Origin of the sequence: Pseudomonas monsensis, assembly GCF_014268495.2 — a bacterium.
GTDB lineage: Bacteria > Pseudomonadota > Gammaproteobacteria > Pseudomonadales > Pseudomonadaceae > Aquipseudomonas > Aquipseudomonas monsensis.
Genome location: NZ_CP077087.1, coordinates 1291972 through 1308911, shown reverse-complemented (window position 1 = coordinate 1308911; position 16940 = coordinate 1291972). Strand labels below are relative to the sequence as shown.

At 59.4% G+C, this 16940-nt stretch carries 21 protein-coding genes; 14 read left to right on the top strand and 7 right to left on the bottom strand.

Translation table 11 applies throughout. From position 1 onward, the window contains the following. Positions 1-77 precede the first annotated feature (77 nt). Entirely contained in the window at positions 78-965 is an 888-nt protein-coding gene (locus HV782_RS05555; protein ID WP_186745565.1) for a LysR family transcriptional regulator, read from the top strand. Here HV782_RS05555 and HV782_RS05550 read toward each other — a convergent pair. Then, positions 955-1410 (bottom strand): flavodoxin, encoded by a 456-nt coding sequence (locus HV782_RS05550; protein WP_186745567.1) that lies wholly within the window; start codon positions 1408-1410, stop codon positions 955-957. The two genes, HV782_RS05555 and HV782_RS05550, sit on opposite strands and share 11 nt — an antisense overlap. Positions 1411-1563: 153 nt before the next feature. Here HV782_RS05550 and HV782_RS05545 point away from each other — a divergent pair, with 153 nt between their 5' ends. Then, entirely contained in the window at positions 1564-2040 is a 477-nt protein-coding gene (locus HV782_RS05545; RefSeq protein WP_186745569.1) for a PAS domain-containing protein, read from the top strand. Between the two features lie 54 nt (positions 2041-2094). Next, on the top strand, positions 2095-2700 hold the full coding sequence (locus HV782_RS05540) for a hypothetical protein (RefSeq protein ID WP_123464725.1): 606 nt from the start codon (positions 2095-2097) through the stop codon (positions 2698-2700). A gap of 2 nt (positions 2701-2702) precedes the next feature. Here HV782_RS05540 and HV782_RS05535 read toward each other — a convergent pair whose 3' ends face one another. Then, positions 2703-3662 carry a MerR family transcriptional regulator gene (locus tag HV782_RS05535; RefSeq protein WP_123464723.1) on the bottom strand — a complete coding sequence of 320 codons (960 nt, stop codon included), beginning with the start codon at positions 3660-3662 and terminating at the stop codon, positions 2703-2705. 210 nt (positions 3663-3872) lie between these two features. Between HV782_RS05535 and HV782_RS05530 the strand changes: the two genes are divergently transcribed. From HV782_RS05530 to HV782_RS05505, 6 genes are all read left to right on the top strand, one after another. After that, positions 3873-4442 carry an antibiotic biosynthesis monooxygenase gene (locus HV782_RS05530; protein WP_128615112.1) on the top strand — a complete coding sequence of 190 codons (570 nt, stop codon included), beginning with the start codon at positions 3873-3875 and terminating at the stop codon, positions 4440-4442. A 98-nt stretch (positions 4443-4540) separates the two neighbouring features. Then, a complete protein-coding gene (gene folM, locus HV782_RS05525) occupies positions 4541-5251 on the top strand; it encodes a dihydromonapterin reductase (protein WP_128615113.1) in 711 nt (236 codons plus the stop codon). 21 nt (positions 5252-5272) lie between these two features. After that, entirely contained in the window at positions 5273-5833 is a 561-nt protein-coding gene (folE, locus tag HV782_RS05520; RefSeq protein WP_123464717.1) for a GTP cyclohydrolase I FolE, read from the top strand. Next, positions 5834-6205: a dihydroneopterin triphosphate 2'-epimerase gene (gene folX, locus HV782_RS05515; protein WP_123464716.1), complete on the top strand. Its 372-nt coding sequence runs from the start codon at positions 5834-5836 to the stop codon at positions 6203-6205. Between the two features lie 99 nt (positions 6206-6304). Further along, positions 6305-6601: a DUF1244 domain-containing protein gene (locus HV782_RS05510; RefSeq protein ID WP_186745571.1), complete on the top strand. Its 297-nt coding sequence runs from the start codon at positions 6305-6307 to the stop codon at positions 6599-6601. Continuing rightward, positions 6594-6932 carry a HopJ type III effector protein gene (locus HV782_RS05505; RefSeq protein ID WP_186745573.1) on the top strand — a complete coding sequence of 113 codons (339 nt, stop codon included), beginning with the start codon at positions 6594-6596 and terminating at the stop codon, positions 6930-6932. The genes HV782_RS05510 and HV782_RS05505 overlap by 8 nt, the downstream gene beginning before the upstream one ends. Before the next feature lie 80 nt (positions 6933-7012). On the opposite strand, the gene trxB is transcribed toward HV782_RS05505, so the two are convergent. After that, positions 7013-7975, bottom strand: coding sequence for a thioredoxin-disulfide reductase (gene trxB, locus HV782_RS05500; RefSeq protein ID WP_003221727.1), 963 nt, complete (start codon positions 7973-7975; stop codon positions 7013-7015). A 311-nt stretch (positions 7976-8286) separates the two neighbouring features. Here trxB and cysZ point away from each other — a divergent pair, with 311 nt between their 5' ends. Then, positions 8287-9042 (top strand): sulfate transporter CysZ, encoded by a 756-nt coding sequence (cysZ, locus tag HV782_RS05495; protein WP_186745575.1) that lies wholly within the window; start codon positions 8287-8289, stop codon positions 9040-9042. Positions 9043-9069: 27 nt separating this feature from the next. On the opposite strand, the gene HV782_RS05490 is transcribed toward cysZ, so the two are convergent. After that, complete coding sequence (locus HV782_RS05490; protein WP_186745577.1) at positions 9070-9645, bottom strand: hypothetical protein; 576 nt, start codon at positions 9643-9645, stop codon at positions 9070-9072. Positions 9646-9761: 116 nt separating this feature from the next. Here HV782_RS05490 and HV782_RS05485 point away from each other — a divergent pair, with 116 nt between their 5' ends. Then, entirely contained in the window at positions 9762-10961 is a 1200-nt protein-coding gene (locus HV782_RS05485; RefSeq protein WP_123464706.1) for a glycosyltransferase family 4 protein, read from the top strand. Between the two features lie 136 nt (positions 10962-11097). On the opposite strand, the gene HV782_RS05480 is transcribed toward HV782_RS05485, so the two are convergent. From HV782_RS05480 to HV782_RS05470, 3 genes are all read right to left on the bottom strand, one after another. Further along, a complete protein-coding gene (locus HV782_RS05480) occupies positions 11098-12201 on the bottom strand; it encodes an NADH:flavin oxidoreductase (RefSeq protein WP_186745579.1) in 1104 nt (367 codons plus the stop codon). A 166-nt stretch (positions 12202-12367) separates the two neighbouring features. After that, positions 12368-12850 (bottom strand): glutathione peroxidase, encoded by a 483-nt coding sequence (locus HV782_RS05475; RefSeq protein ID WP_123464702.1) that lies wholly within the window; start codon positions 12848-12850, stop codon positions 12368-12370. Between the two features lie 123 nt (positions 12851-12973). Next, complete coding sequence (locus tag HV782_RS05470) at positions 12974-13459, bottom strand: FKBP-type peptidyl-prolyl cis-trans isomerase (protein WP_003221719.1); 486 nt, start codon at positions 13457-13459, stop codon at positions 12974-12976. Between HV782_RS05470 and HV782_RS05465 the strand changes: the two genes are divergently transcribed. Genes HV782_RS05465 through yihG form a run of 3 tightly spaced genes read left to right on the top strand, consistent with a single transcriptional unit; the run spans position 13428 to position 16820 of the window. Further along, positions 13428-13754 carry a DUF3565 domain-containing protein gene (locus tag HV782_RS05465; RefSeq protein ID WP_123465978.1) on the top strand — a complete coding sequence of 109 codons (327 nt, stop codon included), beginning with the start codon at positions 13428-13430 and terminating at the stop codon, positions 13752-13754. The two genes, HV782_RS05470 and HV782_RS05465, sit on opposite strands and share 32 nt — an antisense overlap. A gap of 60 nt (positions 13755-13814) precedes the next feature. Further along, complete coding sequence (gene pta, locus HV782_RS05460) at positions 13815-15914, top strand: phosphate acetyltransferase (protein WP_123464700.1); 2100 nt, start codon at positions 13815-13817, stop codon at positions 15912-15914. Next, entirely contained in the window at positions 15915-16820 is a 906-nt protein-coding gene (yihG, locus tag HV782_RS05455) for a 1-acylglycerol-3-phosphate O-acyltransferase, YihG family (RefSeq protein WP_123464698.1), read from the top strand. Positions 16821-16940 lie beyond the last annotated feature (120 nt).

Genomic DNA, 16940 nt, shown 5'->3' with positions numbered 1-16940 from the left:
CGTTATTTTACGAATCGGCCTGCCATCCCAAAAGCGAATTGTTAGACTTGCAGCCATTCCACTTTGGAATCACAGCTATGGAATTCAAACAACTGCGCAGCTTCGTCGAAGTCATGCACCAGGGCGGTTTTACCCAAGCCGCAAAAACCTTGCACATCAGCCAGTCAGCGGTGAGCAAGCAGGTGGCCCAACTGGAACAGAGCCTTGGCACTCCGCTGCTCGAACGGCTCGGTTCACACCTGCGCCTGACAGCCGCCGGCAGCGTGGTGCTGCAACGGGCCGAAGGCATGTTGCGTTTGCGCAATGAGCTGCTGAACGAACTGGATGATCTCAGCCATCTGGCGCGCGGCGAGTTGCGCCTGGGCTTGCCGCTATTGGGCAGCGATGCGCTGTTTGCCGGGGTGTTTGCCGAATACCGGCGGCGTTATCCGAACATCAGTATTCAGTTGCTTGAAGGCGGTAGCCGCCATATCGAGCAAGCGGTGTTGAACGGTGAACTGGAACTGGGCGGCAGTCTGTTGCCCAAGGACCCACAGTTCGACTGTCAGCCTTTTTGTGATGAGCGACTGGACGCCTTGCTGCCCGCTGATCACCCATTGGCTGCACACGGCGAGATTGGCCTGGAAGAATTGGCCGATACGCCCTTCCTGCTGTACCAGCGCAGCTTCGTGCTCAACGACCGTTTACTGCAGGCCTGCCAGCAAATGGGCTTTACCCCGAAAGAAGGAGGCCGCAGCGGTCAGGCGGATTTTCTCGCCGCACTGGTGGCCGCCGGACAAGGCGTGGTGCTGTTGCCCAGCGTGGTGGCGCGCGGTCTGGTGCGGCCAGGCGTGGTGCGCCTGACCTTGCGGGCGCCGGATTATCTGCGCTGGGACATCGCGTTCATCTGGCGCCAGGGGGCTTATCTGTCAAAAGCGGCTCAGGCATGGCTGGCGCTGTTGCGCGAGCGCGGGATCAACCCTTGAGTGCAGCGATCAACTCCGCCAGCCAAGGCTCTGAGTCGGTTTCCGGGGTGACGCTTTCGCTGGCGTCGATGCGCAGCATGTCTTGCACTTCACGCACGCCCAACTCGGCAAACAACTCACGTATTTGCTCACCGCCGCCGCAGAACGTGTCGCCATAACTGGCGTCGCCCAAGGCGATCACCGCGCCCGGCAAACCACGCCACGCGGCGGGCAATTGATCGCGAATCGTCGAGTACAGCGGTTGCAGGTTGTCTGGCAACTCGCCCATGCCGGTGGTCGAGGTCACGGCAAGAAACGCTTGCGGGCCGAACGCCTGGATATCGGCCAGACTGGCGCGGGCGTTGTAGAAGGTTTCAAAACCGGCTTCTTTCAGCAAGTTCTGAGCGTGGCGGGCGACTTCTTCGGCGGTGCCGTAGACCGAACCGGAGAGGATGGCGACTTTCATCAATCTGATCCTGAAACTGAAAAAAAGAGCGGCGATAGTAACAGTCTGGACGCCGAAGTTACGATTGGCTCTCAATAGGGGCTGATGGCCTATAGACAGCCTCTACCGATCTTCTAGAATGCCTGCCACTGATAACTCTGAAAGGATTCAAAGATGATCAACGCCAGTTTGCTGCAAATGGTGATCAACGCATCGAATGACGGGATCGTGGTCGCCGAAAAGGAAGGTGAGCAGGACAATATCCTGATTTATGTGAACCCCGCTTTTGAGCGCCTGACCGGCTACACCAGCGAGGAAATTCTCTATCAGGACTGCCGCTTCCTGCAGTCTGGAGACCGTGACCAGGAAAACCTGGCGCTGATTCGCGACACCCTGCGCAACGGTGGAGCGTGCCGCGAGATCCTGCGCAACTATCGCAAGGACGGCACGCCATTCTGGAATGAACTGTCACTGTCGACGGTGAAAAACGCCGATGACGGGCAGACCTATTTCGTCGGCGTGCAAAAAGACGTGACGGTGCAGGTCAAGGCGCAACAGCGTGTTGCACAATTGGAGGCCCAGGTCGCCGCTCTGCAAACCGAACTGGCAGCGGTGAAAGCGACGAACGGCGCAAACAAAACTGCGAACTAATGGTCATTAACTACAATCACCAATGACTTTGTAACTATTCCCTTCGAGCTAACCATGCAGCGCGACGCCCTCCTGACCCAGGATGAGCTGGATTTCATCCAGACCATGCAGCACAACCCGCAACTCAATGTGCGGGATGCAACGTCGAGCCTGCTGGTCAATGGTGGTTCGCAGATTCGTGATTTGCTCACGCGCCTGGCCGCTCATGAGCAAGTCACCATTCAGGCCAACTTCGAAAACCAACAGATGACCTTCCCGTTGCATCTGGTCGAAGACGAGTTTCACGCGCTGCATCTGCGTCTGGGTGTGCCGAGCATTTACGAAGACGGACCGATGGTGCGCCCGTGGCGCCTGACGCTGGAAGAACCGGTGGCTCTGGAAAACGCCAAAGGCCAGCCGGGAACGATGTGGGTGCACGAGGTTTCGCACAAAGGCGTGCTGCTGGAGATGCGCAACAAGACCAAACCGCCCAAGCATTTCGCCCTGTGGTTCAGCCCCTCGGGGTATGAGCGGATTTCATTGCGTGGCAACTTCGAGCGTGAAACCGAGCACGGTTTCTACGCCTACGAACTGAGTCAGACCGATGCCGATGAAACCGAGCGTCTGCGCCAGTTCATCCTGCAACAACATCGTTTGACCCACCCCGCCCTGCACACCTGATTTCAGGTATCGAGTGTCCCCGAGAGAAACTGGTTCAGACGCTGACGCATGGTTGCCCCTTCGTTGCCAATACAGCCGATCGAGCTGCCCGCCAGACTGTCCTGCGCCAGATCCGACGCATCCCCCGCCAGCAGCAACTGACAATCGAGACTCAATGCCAGGCGGTTCAAACGCCTTGGCAATTCGGCACCCGGCGCGTGATTGGAAAACAGCACCAGAACCTGCGGTTTGATTTTCTCGCAGACCAGGGTCAATTCGTCGAACGGCTGGCCGGTGGTCAATACCCGCACACCGGATTCACTGCTGCTGAGAAACAGCGCGGCCACCAGCAACTCGAGTTCACGACACTGACCGGCCAAGGCACTGACGATGATCTTGCGCGGTTGTGAGCCACGCAACACGATGATTCGCTGCAACACCCGTGAGCGCAGATAGCCATCCAGAAACAGCCACTCGCTGGTTTGCCCGAACGCTTCCTGACGCTGCAACAGTTGCCGCCACAGCGGCATCAGAATGTCCTGGAACACCACCGGCAACGCGTACGAGGAAAAGATCTGCCCATAGACCCGATCCAGCTCGATGTCGTCGAACGCACTCACGGCACTCTGCAACTGGTGCTGCCATTGCTGGTAGTCGGCCTGGACCAGATCATCGGGAATAATGTGCGCCAGCGCTTTCAAGGGCTCGGTCTTGGCGAGGATCTTGCCGATTTTGCTGACGGCCACCCCGCGGTCGATCCATTCGACAATGTTGCGAACACGCTCGATATCGGTCATCGAATACAGCCGATGCCCACTTTCGGTGCGCGTGGGCTGAATCAGACCATAGCGCCGTTCCCAGGCACGCAGGGTCACCGGGTTGACGCCCGTCAGGCGCGAGACCTCACGTATGGGAAACAGGTCTTCGCGCTCAAGCGCAACAGATGCCTGGGAAACAGGGCTAAGGTCCGTCATGACAGGCATTCTGCATCTACGTCCATACTATTTAATTGGATCCTATTCTAACCCCGCACACCTGATTGCGTTCAAGTGTCGATCTGCGACGAAAGTCGCTGGTTAAATCGCTAAATTCAGGAATAATCCTTGCTTGTTGCAAAACGCAGGCCTCTACCCCGGCCTGCGTCAGGCGAAATTCCTACCCGGAGTGACGCATTCGAAATACGGAGATACATAATGTCTACTTCCCCCGTTACGCTGATGGTCGCGCGTCGCGTTGCTGATGGTCGCTATCAGGACCTGATCGCCTGGCTTCGTGAAGGCGAACAACTGGCGACCGACTTTCCCGGTTACCTCGGCTCCGGTGTATTGGCGCCTCCACCCGGCGACAACGAATTCCAGATCATTTTCCGCTTTGTCGACGAGCAGACCCTGCATGCATGGGAGCACTCGGCGTCGCGCACCGCCTGGCTGGAACGCGGCAGCGATCTGTTTGCCCACCCGAAAGAACACCGGGTCAGCGGCATCGAAGGCTGGTTCGGCGCCGCCGGCCAGCGTCCGCCGCGCTGGAAGCAGGCTGTCGCCATCTGGCTGGCATTCTTTCCCGTGTCATTGCTGTTCAATTTCGTGCTGGGCCCTGCGCTCGCGCCAATGGGCCTGCTGCCGCGCGTATTGATCAGCACGGCGTGCCTGACGCCATTGATGGTTTACTTCTTCATTCCGCTGTCGACGCGGTTGCTGGCCGGCTGGCTGAATAGCATTCCGGCACGCCGACTGCCGGTGGAACCGGTATCTGAAAACCGTTGACTCCCCGCTCCCACTCAAGCCACAAAGCTCGTCCTGCAATAGGAGTACAAGGCACGTCGCTGTTATAGTTTTTGCTCTGACTGCGACGTGAGCCGTTCATGACCTCAACCTCCGCCCCGATTCTCATCACCGGTGCCGGCCAGCGTGTCGGTTTGCACTGCGCGCAACGTTTGCTTGAAGACGGCCACTGCGTCATCTTCACCTATCGCACTGAACGTCCGGGGGTGCAGGCATTGCGGGATCTGGGCGCCGTCGCAGTGTTCGCGGACTTTTCCAGCGAAGCCAGCATTCTCGCCTTCATCCAGGCACTGAAAACCCACACCGACCGTCTGCGCGCCATTGTCCACAACGCCTCCGAATGGCGGGCGGAAACCCCGGACCACGAAGCCGAAGCCTTCGTGCGGATGATCAACGTGCACATGCTTGCGCCGTATCTGATCAATCTGCACTGCGCCGACCTGCTCAAGCAATCGACGCCAGCGGACATCATCCACATCAGTGACGACGTCACCCGCAAGGGCAGCAGCAAGCACATTGGCTATTGCGCGAGCAAAGCCGGGCTCGACAGCCTGACGCTGTCGTTCGCCGCGCGTTATGCGCCGGCGATCAAGGTCAACGGTATCGCTCCGGCCCTGCTATTGTTCAATCCCGACGACGATGCGGCGTACCGTGCCAAGGCACTGGCGAAATCCGCGCTGGGCATCGAGCCCGGCAGCGAAGTGATCTACCAGAGCCTGCGCTATCTGCTCGACAACCCTTATGTCACCGGCACAACCCTGACCGTCAACGGCGGAAGGCACGTCAAGTAAGCCTTGCTGCGAGGATGATCCATGACCCGCTCCCTGCCCGAGCACTACCGCGACATCCTGATTGGCCTCGGTGAAGATCCCGACCGCGAAGGATTGCTCGACACACCGGTGCGTGCGGCCAAGGCCATGCAATACCTGTGTCACGGCTATGGGCAGAGCGTCGACGAGATCGTCAACGGCGCACTGTTTGCCTCGGACACCGACGAGATGATCATCGTCGCTGACATCGAGTTGTACTCATTGTGCGAACATCACCTGCTGCCCTTCATCGGCAAGGCCCATGTGGCTTATATTCCGACAGGCAAGGTGCTGGGGCTGTCGAAGATTGCGCGACTGGTGGACATGTTCGCCCGACGCCTGCAGATTCAGGAAAACCTCACCCGGCAGATTGCCGATGCGGTGCAACAGGTCACCGACGCCGCCGGTGTCGCGGTGGTCATCGAGGCCAGACACATGTGCATGATGATGCGCGGTGTCGAAAAACAGAATTCAACCATGAACACCTCGGTCATGCTCGGCGCCTTTCGCGACTCGAGCAACACCCGCCAGGAGTTCCTGCAATTGATTGGACGGAGCAAGTAAATGCCACAACTTCAACCAGGAATGGCGCGCATCCGGGTCAAGGATCTGCGCTTGCGCACCTTTATCGGGATCAATGAGGACGAGATCCTCAACAAGCAGGATGTGCTGATCAACCTGACCATCCTGTACGCCGCGCAGGAAGCGGTACGCGACAACGATATTGATCACGCGCTGAACTACCGCACGATCACCAAGGCGATCATCGCCCACGTCGAAGGCAACCGCTTTGCGTTGCTGGAGCGCCTGACCCAGGAATTGCTCGATCTGGTGATGAGCAACACGTCGGTGCTGTACGCCGAAGTCGAAGTCGACAAGCCGCACGCGCTGCGCTTTGCCGAATCGGTGTCGATCACCCTCGCGGCAAGCCGCTGAGCTTCAAGCTTCGAGCTGCAAGCGTTAAGCTAACGGCCGACCCCGATCCAATCTTGCAGCTTGAAGCTTGCCGCTCAAAGCTGTCTCGCAGAGATTCCCATGACTGAGCAACAACGCCTCGAACTCGAAGCCGCCGCCTTCCGCCGGCTGGTCGCCCACCTGGACGGCCGCAAGGACGTGCAGAACATCGACCTGATGAACCTCGCCGGGTTCTGCCGCAACTGCCTGTCCAAGTGGTACAAGGCTGAAGCCGACGAGCGCCAGATCGAGGTCAGCCTCGACGACGCCCGTGAAGTGGTTTACGGCATGCCGTACGCCGAGTGGAAAGCCCAATACCAGCAAGAAGCCAACGCCGAACAACAGGCGGCGTTCGCCAAAGGAAAAAACCATGAGTGATTTGAATACCCTGCGCGCCAGCCTCAAGAGCGGCGAACACGTTTTCGCCGACACCCTGGCCATCATCGCCGCCGGTTACGACTACCAGCCGCAAGCATTCAACAACGGCGGCGTGGAAAACGCCGCCGGGCAGAACGAAGGCTCGTGCAAGACCCTGGGTCTGGCACTGCTGGAAGGTCTGAGTGACGAAGAAGCGCTGCTGGCGTTCGGCGAGCATTACCGCTCGGTGCTGGCGACGCCTGAGGGCAGTGATCACGGCAATATCAGGGCGTTGATCCAGCACGGGCTGGCCGGCGTCAAATTCACCGCTCAACCCCTGACCCGTCGCTGATTCCTACAATGTAACTGCGTTGCGCCATAAATAACGGGCATAAAAAAACCGGCCGAAGCCGGTTTTTTTGTGCCTGCGATTTAGAACGAAGCGTTCTGCAGACCGTCCAGGTAACGCTCGGTGTCCAGTGCCGCCATGCAGCCGGCGCCGGCCGAGGTGATGGCCTGGCGGTAAACGTGGTCAGCCACATCACCGGCGGCGAAGATGCCTTCAACGCTGGTGGCAGTGGCGTTGCCATCGCGGCCGCCCTGCACCACCAGGTAACCGTCTTTCAGGGTCAACTGGCCTTCGAACAGCGAAGTGTTCGGGGTGTGGCCGATGGCGATGAACACGCCGTCGACCTTGATTTCGTCGAAGCTGCCGTCGTTGTTCTTCAGGCGCGCACCGGTCACGCCCATGTTGTCGCCCAGCACTTCGTCGAGGTTGGCGTTCAACTTGAGGATGATCTTGCCTTCGGCCACACGGGCGTTGAGCTTGTCGATCAGGATCTTCTCGGCGCGGAAGGTTTCGCGACGGTGGATCAGGGTCACGGTGCTGGCGATGTTGGCCAGGTACAGTGCTTCTTCAACAGCGGTGTTGCCGCCGCCGACCACTGCAACAGGCTTGTTGCGGTAGAAGAAGCCGTCGCAGGTCGCGCAAGCCGAAACGCCTTTGCCCATGAACGCCTCTTCCGACGGCAGGCCCAAGTAGCGAGCGCTGGCACCGGTGGCGATGATCAGGGCGTCGCAGGTGTAGGTCGCGCTGTCGCCGGTCAGGGTGTATGGCTTGGCGGCAAAGTCCACGGCGTTGATGTGATCGAAAACGATCTCGGTTTCGAAACGCTCGGCGTGCTCGCGCATCCGCTCCATCAGCGCCGGGCCGGTCAGGCCGTGAACGTCACCCGGCCAGTTGTCGACTTCGGTCGTGGTGGTCAGTTGACCGCCGGCCTGCATGCCGGTGATCAGCAGTGGCTTGAGGTTGGCACGGGCGGCGTAGACCGCAGCGCTATAACCGGCAGGGCCGGAACCGAGAATAATCACTCGCGAATGACGGACTTCAGACATGACCTGCTCCTGTTGACCGGGCCGAAACATTGGCGCGGAACGCCGGACTGCCGGCGGGAATAAAAAAGGACTGTGGATAACCTTGGGGAAGGCATGAACTCGACAGTCCTGTAAAAAGTTGGGTGCAGCGTATCGAGGGGGGCAAGATTAAGGAAATACGGTTTAACAATCCAGCTCATAGGTGGTCTCTATGCGCAGACACTGACGAGTTGGACGTCTTTGTTACAGTGAATGTCGATCGCTCTGCCGCGCTTTCCCGCTTGGTGCAAAGTCGGTAAGGTCGGCGCGTTTTCCCTTGCTCGGAGCACCTTATGCCCGCACCCGTTCTGTCCGGCCCGCAATACCTGCGCGAAGGCCTCAAACTGGTTCTCAGCCCGGGCCTGCGCCTGTTCGTGTTGTTGCCACTGGCGATCAACCTGGTGCTGTTCGTCGGATTGATCTATCTGGCCGGCCATCAGTTCAGCCTGTGGGTCGATACGCTGATGCCATCGCTACCCGAGTGGCTGAGTTTCCTCAGCTACATTCTTTGGCCGTTGTTTGTGGTGCTGGTCGCACTGATGGTGTTTTTCACTTTCACCATGCTGGCCAACGTCATCGCCGCGCCGTTCAACGGTTTTCTCGCGGAAAAAGTTGAAGTGGTGGTGCGAGGTACTGATGATTTCCCGGCGTTCAGCTGGGGCGAACTGATCGCGATGATCCCGCGCACCCTTGCCCGGGAAATGCGCAAGCTCGGCTACTTCCTGCCCCGGGCGATCGGCCTGTTCATCCTCTCGTTCATCCCGGTGGTGAATATCATTGCTGCACCGCTGTGGCTGTTGTTCGGCGTGTGGATGATGGCGATCCAGTACATCGACTACCCGGCGGATAACCACAAACTGGGCTGGAACGAGATGCTCGCCTGGCTGCGGCAAAAGCGCTGGCAGAGCATGAGTTTTGGCGGGATTGTCTATCTGGTGCTGCTGATTCCGGTGGTCAACATCCTGATGATGCCGGCGGCAGTGGCCGGAGCGACGTTGTTCTGGGTGCGTGAGCGAGGTGGCGAGGTTCTGGCTCAGGAAAAGGCCTGAGCCAGACGCTGTTGTTTTGTCGCTGCTTCAGTGGAGAAAGCTCCACGTCCCGATCAGCACCAATGCCCACAGGGCGATGCCTGGAACGATGATCAAAAAATTCCAGGCATTCAGGCGGTTGTTGCCCAAGCCTTGCGGATCGTTGGCGGCCAGGTTGATCAGTTGCTGGCCTTCACTGGCGACATAGGCCCTGAGCGGCAGCAGTGCCGTGGCAAACAAACTCAGGTACAACAAGCCTTCGAAATGGCTCGATAGTTTATCGAGCACCACTGCAAGCAACGTCAATACAACAAACACCGTTGCCCACTGTTCAAGATCCCAGCTGGATTTTCGGCCGCTGTCGTGAATGATTTTGTCTGCATGGCGATACAGCCTGTGCACGAAAAATATATAGAAGATACCGCGCGCCACTGGCCACAGCTCTTCCTGCGTCCGTTGTTTGTACAGGCTCCAGTTTTTGTACGACCAATAATAGAAATACAGGCCAAAACTGAGCACCGACAGCAGAATGAATTTCCACCGGGCGACCACGTAAAATCCCGCAGCCTGCACATCTTCGTTCAACAGATTCGCCTCAGGGGGCGCGTAGACATTTTCCGACATAGCCATTTTCTTGGTTCAAACGTTCAATCAAGGGTAACGACCGACTGGCGAAAATATTGAGCCCGGCGGGGCCAGTGGCTGTCATCAATCCATCATCAACTCGACACAATGACGACATGGCCTCAGTCGACACTGAGGTCATGACGACAGCTCTACATATCACTCTGATCAGCGAAACCTTCCCACCGGAAATCAACGGGGTGGCCAATACCCTTGGCCGCTTGTGCGATGGCTTGCGCGCGCGCGGCCACCAGGTTGAACTGGTGCGCCCGCGTCAGGCCGGTGATCCGCAGCGCAGTGAAGATGACGCGCTGCTGCTCTGCCGCGGCTGGCCGTTGCCGGGTTATCCGGGGCTGCAATGGGGCCAGTCGTCGATGCACAAACTGCTGCGACGCTGGAAACGTCAGCGCCCCGATGTGCTGTACATCGCCACGGAAGGCCCGCTGGGGTTGTCGGCACTGCGTGCGGCGCGCCGTTTGGGGATATCGGTGGTCAGCGGTTTTCACACCAATTTCCAGCAATACACCAGCCAGTACGGCCTCGGCCTGCTGACGCGGATGCTCACGCATTATCTGCGCTGGTTTCACAATCGCTCGGCCATGACGTTGGTGCCGAGCGTCAGCCAGCGCCTGGAACTGGAGCGGCGGCATTTCGAGCGTTTGGCGCTGTTGTCGCGCGGTGTCGACAGTCAGTTGTTTCATCCGAGCAAGCGCCTGAACGCCCTGCGTGAGCAATGGGGACTGAGCGAGCACGACGTTGCCGTCATTCACGTAGGACGACTGGCGCCGGAGAAGAACCTGGGTCTGCTCAAACGCAGCTTTGAACAACTGCGCAGCACCTATCCACAGCGCAATCTGAAAATGATCGTGGTCGGCGACGGCCCGCAGCGCACGGCCCTGGAAAAGGACCTGCCCGAGGCGATTTTCTGCGGTTCGCAGCGCGGCGAAGCGTTGGCCGCGCACTATGCATCCGGTGACATGTTTCTGTTTCCGAGCCTGACCGAAACCTTTGGCAATGTCGTGCTGGAAGCCTTGGCTTCAGGCCTTGGCGTGGTGGCTTACGATCAGGCGGCTGCCGCGCAGCATATTCGCCACGGTTACAACGGCGTGCTGGCCATGCCCGGCGATGAGCAGGCCTTTTGCGAAGCAGCGGCGTGGTTACTGGAGGAAGAAGAGACGTTGCGTTGTGTGCGCCTGAATGCGCGGCAGCACGCAAGTCGCCAGGGCTGGCCGGCGGTTATCGAGCAGTTTGAAAAGCATTTGCGCGGGGCTTGTGTGGGGGAGCAAGTGGTGCCGAATGCGCAGACATTGCCCTGATTCTTTGCTGACGTTAGAACCGCCTTCGCGAGCAAGCTCGCTCCCACAGGGGATCTCCAGTGAACACAAATTTTGTGAACAGCAGAGAAACCTGTGGGAGCGAGCTTGCTCGCGAAGGGGTCAGTGAGAGCGCCGCTTAAACCAGCGTCATCAACGCCTCACGGCTGAACGGCAGAATGTCCTGTTCACGCCCCTCGCGGACTTTCTGCGCCCAATCCGGATCCACCAGCAGCGCACGCCCCACCGCGACCAGATCGAACTCTTCCTTATTCAAACGCTCCAGCAAGTTCTCCAGACTGGCCGGCTGCGCGACCTTGTCGGTGTTGACCATGAACTGCAGGAACTCGCCATCCAGGCCGACGCTGCCAACGGTGATGGTCGGCTTGCCGGTCAGCTTGCGGGTCCAGCCGGCCAGGTTCAGTTCGGAACCGTCGAACTCCGGCTCCCAGAAGCGGCGCGTCGAGCAATGGAAAATATCCACGCCGGCGTCAGACAGCGGCTTGAGGAACTCACCCAGCGCTTCCGGGGTTTGCACCAGACGCGCCGTGTAGTCCTGCTGTTTCCATTGCGAGAAACGGAAGATGATCGGGAAGCCTTCACCGACCGCTGCACGTACTGCCTGAATCAGCTCGATGGCGAAACGCGAACGGTTGGCCAGGCTGCCGCCGTATTCATCGGTGCGCTGGTTGCTGCCTTCCCAGAAGAACTGGTCGATCAGATAACCGTGGGCGCCGTGGATCTCCACGCCGTCCATGCCGATGCTTTTGGCGTCTTTGGCCGCTTGGGCGAACGCAGCGATCACGTCCTGAATGTCTTGTTTAGTCATGCCGTGCACAACGACCTGACCGTCCTTGAGTTTTTCCGACGGACCGTAACCCGGCACGCTGGCATCCGGCTCGGTACCGATGCGACGTACGCTGCCGACATGCCACAGTTGCGGAACGATCTTGCCGCCTTCGGCGTGAACCGCATCGACGACCTTCTTCCAGCCGGCCAATGGCGCGTCGCCAAAGAATTGCGGCACGTTCGGATAGCCGTTAGAGGCAATGTGGGCGACGGTGGTGCCTTCGGTGATGATCAGGCCAACGCCGGCCGCGGCACGACGACGGTAGTACTCGATGACTTTCGAATTAGGTACGCCGCCCGGGGAAAACGAGCGAGTCATCGGCGCCATGACCACGCGAGTCGGCAGTTCGAGGGCACCGAGGTGGAACGGTTTGAACAAGGCTTGGACCGGCATTGGAAACTCCGCAGGGAATGGCTTTATGACGGCGATAATATGGAGTGTTACAAGCCTTGAACAGCATTATTGATTTGGGTGATCAAGGATCAGAAACGAAAAGATCTCAGCACCGACAAGCCCCTGCAGGCGCCGCCGAAGGCTGCGATCTTTTGATCTTGCTGTGTCAGCTCAGCGCTTTTTCAATCGCATGCACAATGGTCGGATCATCCGGCGCCGTGCGCGGCGAGAACCGGGCCAGCACGCGGCCGTCCTTGCCGAGCAGAAACTTTTCGAAATTCCAGGTGATGTCACCGGGAAACTCCGCACCCTCGCCCGCCAGCAAGCGGTAGAGCTGATGACGATCGTGACCGTTGACTTCGAGCTTGCTCGACAAAGGAAACGTCACGCCGTAGTTGAGGCTGCAGAACTCTTTGATTTCCTGCTCGGTGCCCGGCTCCTGGCCGGCGAACTGGTTGCACGGCAGGCCCAGCACACTGAAGCCCTTGCCCTTGAATTGCTGATAGAGGTTTTCCAGCGCCGCGTACTGAGGGGTCAAGCCGCATTTGGAGGCGACGTTGACCACCAGCACGACTTGGCCCTTGAAAGGCGCCAGCGGTAGCTCCTGACCATCCAGGGCTGTCAACTTAAGGTCGTGAAAAGCACTCATGACGTACTCCAGGATTCCCGTGTTCTACTCGAAACAGCCACTTGGCGAGACCACCAAGGACAGCCGCGGACTAAAAAGGCGCCCACAGGCGCCTCTCCAGTACTCGAAGCTTAGCGCAGAAAATCAGTGGTGATGGCCACCTTCGCCATGGACGTGGCCATGAGCGACTTCTTCCTGGCTGGCGTCACGCACAGCAACGACCTTCACCTTGAAGTTCAGGCGCTGACCGGCCAGTGGGTGGTTGCCATCAACCGTCACGTCATCGCCGTCCAGATCACGGATGGTCACGATCTGCATCTGGCCGTCCGGCGCCGAAGCGTGGAACTGCATGCCGACTTCCAGCTCGTCGACGCCTTCGAACATGCTGCGGCTCAGGGTGCTGACCAGTTCGGCAGCGTATTCGCCGTAAGCGTCTTCCGGCTCGACGGAGACTTCCAGCTCGTCACCGACAGCTTTGCCTTCCAGGGCTTTTTCCAGGCCCGGGATGATGTTGCCTGCGCCTTGCAGGTAGACCAGCGGAGCGCCGCCGGCGGAGCTGTCGATGACCTCACCAGCGTCGTTGGTCAGGGTATAGTCGATGGAGACAGCCTTATTGGCGGCGATCAGCATGGGGCGAGACCTTTTGCATAAGAATATAGAAAGGCCAAGTTTAGCGAAGCAATCGCGCGAAAGCGAACACAACCCGGACAAACGGGATTCGACGATTGCCGGCTTCCATCAGGATGAGGACGGCCATTGGGTCGTTGAGCTTTCCTGCGGCCACACGCAACACCTGCGTCACCAGCCGCCGTGGCAATCACGGGCGTGGGTGCTCGACCCGGCGCAACGTATTGAAAAAATAGGCCAACCCTTTGCCTGCGGTTGGTGCGCACAAGGCGTGGTTAGCGATAACCTTGGCAACTGAATTTCGGCAGATTGTCAGAGATAGATGATCGCCATTGCCATGCACCCTTAGAGAATCCGCATGCAAACTTTTTTTATCGCGCCCACCGATTTTGGTGTGGGTCTGACCTCCATCAGCCTCGGGCTGGTACGTACGCTTGAGCGCGCCGGGCTGAAGGTCGGCTTCTTCAAACCGATTGCCCAGCCGCACCCGGGCGACACCGGCCCCGAGCGCTCCACTGAACTGGTGGCGCGCACCCACGGCCTGAAACCGCCGCAACCCTTGGGCCTGGCCCACGTCGAGCGCATGCTGGGCGATGGGCAGCTCGATGAACTGCTCGAAGAAATCATCACCCTCTATCAGCAAGCCGCCGTCGGCAAGGACGTGCTGGTCGTCGAAGGCATGGTGCCGACGCGCAGCGCCAGTTACGCCGCGCGGGTCAACCTGCACCTGGCCAAGAGCCTGGATGCCGAGGTGATTCTGGTCTCGGCGCCGGAAAACGAAGTGCTCGCCGAACTGTCCGGCCGCGTCGAGTTGCAGGCGCAATTGTTCGGTGGCCCGAAGGATCCGAAAGTCCTTGGCGTGATCCTCAACAAGGTCAAGACCGAGGAGAGCATGGACGCCTTCGCCGCACGTCTGAAGGAACATTCGCCGTTGCTGCGCAGCGGTGATTTCCGCCTGCTCGGCTGCATTCCGTTTCAGCCGGAACTCAACGCGCCGCGCACCCGCGACGTCGCCGATCTGATGGGCGCACAAGTGCTCAACGCCGGCGACTACGAAACCCGGCGCATGACCAAAATCATCATTTGCGCACGGACCATGCGCAACACCGTTGAGCTGCTCAAGCCCGGCGTGCTGGTGGTGACCCCGGGCGATCGCGACGACATCATCCTCGCCGTCAGCCTCGCGGCGATCAACGGCGTGCCGCTGGCCGGCCTGCTACTGACCAGCGACACCCTGCCCGATCCGCGCATCATGGACTTGTGCCGTGGCGCGTTGCAGGCCGGTCTGCCGGTATTGTCGGTGAGCACCGGCTCGTACGACACCGCCAACCTGCTCAACGGCCTGAACAAGGAAATCCCGATTGATGACCGCGAGCGCGCGGAGATCATCACCGATTTCGTCGCCAGCCATCTCGATGCCAAGTGGCTGCACCAGCGTTGCGGCACCCCACGGGAAATGCGCCTGTCGCCGGCGGTGTTCCGCTATCAGTTGATCCAGCATGCGCAAGCGGCGAACAAACGCATCGTCCTGCCCGAAGGCAGCGAACCGCTCACCGTGCAGGCAGCGGCGATCTGCCAGGAACGCGGGATCGCCCGTTGCGTGTTGCTGGCAAAACCTGCAGACGTCGAAGCTGTGGCGCGCGCGCAGGGCATCGTGTTGCCGCCGGGGCTGGAAATCCTCGATCCGGATCTGATTCGCGAGCGTTACGTCGAACCGATGGTTGCCTTGCGCAAGAGCAAAAGCCTCAACGCACCGATGGCCGAACAGCAACTGGAAGACACCGTGGTGATCGGCACCATGATGCTCGCCCTCGATGAAGTCGACGGACTGGTGTCCGGGGTGATCAACACCACCGCCAACACCATCCGCCCGGCCCTGCAGCTGATTAAAACCGCACCGGGCTGCACGCTGGTGTCGTCGGTGTTCTTCATGCTCTTTCCTGAAGAAGTGCTGGTCTACGGCGACTGTGTGATGAACCCGCACCCAAGCGCTGCGGAACTGGCCGAGATCGCCCTGCAAAGCGCCGACTCGGCAGCGGCCTTCGGCATCACCCCGCGCGTGGCGATGATCAGCTATTCCAGCGGCGAATCGGCCAGCGGTGAAGAAGTCGAGAAAGTCCGTGAGGCCACCCTGCTCGCCCACGAACAACAGCACTCGTTGCTGATCGACGGCCCACTGCAATACGACGCCGCCGCCAACGCCGATGTTGCCCGGCAACTGGCGCCGAACAGTCAAGTGGCCGGTCGCGCCACGGTGTTCGTGTTCCCTGACCTGAACACCGGCAACACCACGCACAAAGCCGTGCAGCGCAGCGCCGATTGCGTCAGCCTCGGCCCGATGCTGCAAGGCCTGCGCAAACCGGTGAACGATCTGCCGCGCGGCGCGCAGGTCGATGACATCGTCTACACCATCGCCCTGACCGCGATTCAAGCCGCCAACCGACCTATGGATGTGTAAATGCTGGACTTTCTCCCTGCACCGTTGCGCGGTGTGATCGCCTCGCTGCTGTTGGCACTCAATACGATTCTGCTGTGTTCGTTTCTGTTCTGCGTGGCGCTGATCAAAGTGCTGCCGTTCGACCTCGCACGACGCGCCTCGTTGTGGCTGATGAGCCACACCCACGAAGCCTGGATCAGTAACAACAAGGCCTGGATGAACCTGGTACGGCGCACGCGCTGGCATATCAGCGGCCTGCAAGGTCTGGACTACCAGCACTCGTACCTGATCACCAGCAACCACCAGAGCTGGGTCGACATTCTGGTGCTGCAATACGTGCTCAACCGCAAGATCCAACCGCTGAAGTTCTTCCTCAAGCAGGAGCTGATCTGGGTCCCGGTGATCGGTCTGGCGTGGTGGGCGCTGGGCTTTCCGTTCATGAAGCGCTACTCCAAGGCCTACCTGGAAAAGCACCCGGAAAAGAAAGGCAAAGACCTGGAAACCACACGCAAGACCTGCGCGAAGTTTCGCGACAATCCGGTGGGGATTTTCAACTTCGTCGAGGGCACACGCTTCACTGAAGGCAAGCATGCGCAGCAGCAGTCGCCGTTCAAATATTTGCTCAAGCCCAAGGCTGGCGGGATCGCCTTTGTGCTGGATGCGATGGGTGAACAACTGGAGTCGATCGTCAACGTGACCATCCACTACCCGGCCGGCCGTCCGGGGTTCTGGGATTTGCTCTGCGGCAATGTGCGCGATGTGGTGGTGCACTTTGAAGAACTGCAGATTCCGCAGCAGTTCATTGGCAAGAACTACGACCAGGACGGCGAATATCGCCTGCAGTTTCAGGGCTGGATCAATCAGCTTTGGCTGGACAAGGATGCGTTGCTCGAACAGATGCACCGCGAATACCCAGCGAGGTCTTGAGGCGCCTTTTCCGGCCTCATCGCTGGCAAGCCAGCTCCCACAGGTTTCTCTGCCTTACACAATATTTGAGTGCGCTGAAAATCCCTGTGGGAGCTGGCTCGCCAGCGATAGCAATCTCAA

Excerpts from the sequence above, each read along its gene's own strand:
- HV782_RS05485 (WP_123464706.1), top strand. The coding sequence starts at position 9,762 with ATGGCCTCAGTCGACACTGAGGTCATGACGACAGCTCTACATATCACT.
- HV782_RS05540 (WP_123464725.1), top strand. The coding sequence starts at position 2,095 with ATGCAGCGCGACGCCCTCCTGACCCAGGATGAGCTGGATTTCATCCAG.
- HV782_RS05480 (WP_186745579.1), bottom strand. The coding sequence starts at position 12,201 with ATGCCGGTCCAAGCCTTGTTCAAACCGTTCCACCTCGGTGCCCTCGAA.
- HV782_RS05535 (WP_123464723.1), bottom strand. The coding sequence starts at position 3,662 with ATGCCTGTCATGACGGACCTTAGCCCTGTTTCCCAGGCATCTGTTGCG.
- HV782_RS05550 (WP_186745567.1), bottom strand. The coding sequence starts at position 1,410 with ATGAAAGTCGCCATCCTCTCCGGTTCGGTCTACGGCACCGCCGAAGAA.
- HV782_RS05505 (WP_186745573.1), top strand. The coding sequence starts at position 6,594 with ATGAGTGATTTGAATACCCTGCGCGCCAGCCTCAAGAGCGGCGAACAC.
- cysZ (WP_186745575.1), top strand. The coding sequence starts at position 8,287 with ATGCCCGCACCCGTTCTGTCCGGCCCGCAATACCTGCGCGAAGGCCTC.
- pta (WP_123464700.1), top strand. The coding sequence starts at position 13,815 with ATGCAAACTTTTTTTATCGCGCCCACCGATTTTGGTGTGGGTCTGACC.
- folX (WP_123464716.1), top strand. The coding sequence starts at position 5,834 with ATGCCACAACTTCAACCAGGAATGGCGCGCATCCGGGTCAAGGATCTG.
- folM (WP_128615113.1), top strand. The coding sequence starts at position 4,541 with ATGACCTCAACCTCCGCCCCGATTCTCATCACCGGTGCCGGCCAGCGT.
- trxB (WP_003221727.1), bottom strand. The coding sequence starts at position 7,975 with ATGTCTGAAGTCCGTCATTCGCGAGTGATTATTCTCGGTTCCGGCCCT.
- HV782_RS05465 (WP_123465978.1), top strand. The coding sequence starts at position 13,428 with ATGGAGACAGCCTTATTGGCGGCGATCAGCATGGGGCGAGACCTTTTG.
- HV782_RS05475 (WP_123464702.1), bottom strand. The coding sequence starts at position 12,850 with ATGAGTGCTTTTCACGACCTTAAGTTGACAGCCCTGGATGGTCAGGAG.
- yihG (WP_123464698.1), top strand. The coding sequence starts at position 15,915 with ATGCTGGACTTTCTCCCTGCACCGTTGCGCGGTGTGATCGCCTCGCTG.
- HV782_RS05555 (WP_186745565.1), top strand. The coding sequence starts at position 78 with ATGGAATTCAAACAACTGCGCAGCTTCGTCGAAGTCATGCACCAGGGC.
- HV782_RS05490 (WP_186745577.1), bottom strand. The coding sequence starts at position 9,645 with ATGTCGGAAAATGTCTACGCGCCCCCTGAGGCGAATCTGTTGAACGAA.
- folE (WP_123464717.1), top strand. The coding sequence starts at position 5,273 with ATGACCCGCTCCCTGCCCGAGCACTACCGCGACATCCTGATTGGCCTC.
- HV782_RS05470 (WP_003221719.1), bottom strand. The coding sequence starts at position 13,459 with ATGCTGATCGCCGCCAATAAGGCTGTCTCCATCGACTATACCCTGACC.
- HV782_RS05545 (WP_186745569.1), top strand. The coding sequence starts at position 1,564 with ATGATCAACGCCAGTTTGCTGCAAATGGTGATCAACGCATCGAATGAC.
- HV782_RS05510 (WP_186745571.1), top strand. The coding sequence starts at position 6,305 with ATGACTGAGCAACAACGCCTCGAACTCGAAGCCGCCGCCTTCCGCCGG.
- HV782_RS05530 (WP_128615112.1), top strand. The coding sequence starts at position 3,873 with ATGTCTACTTCCCCCGTTACGCTGATGGTCGCGCGTCGCGTTGCTGAT.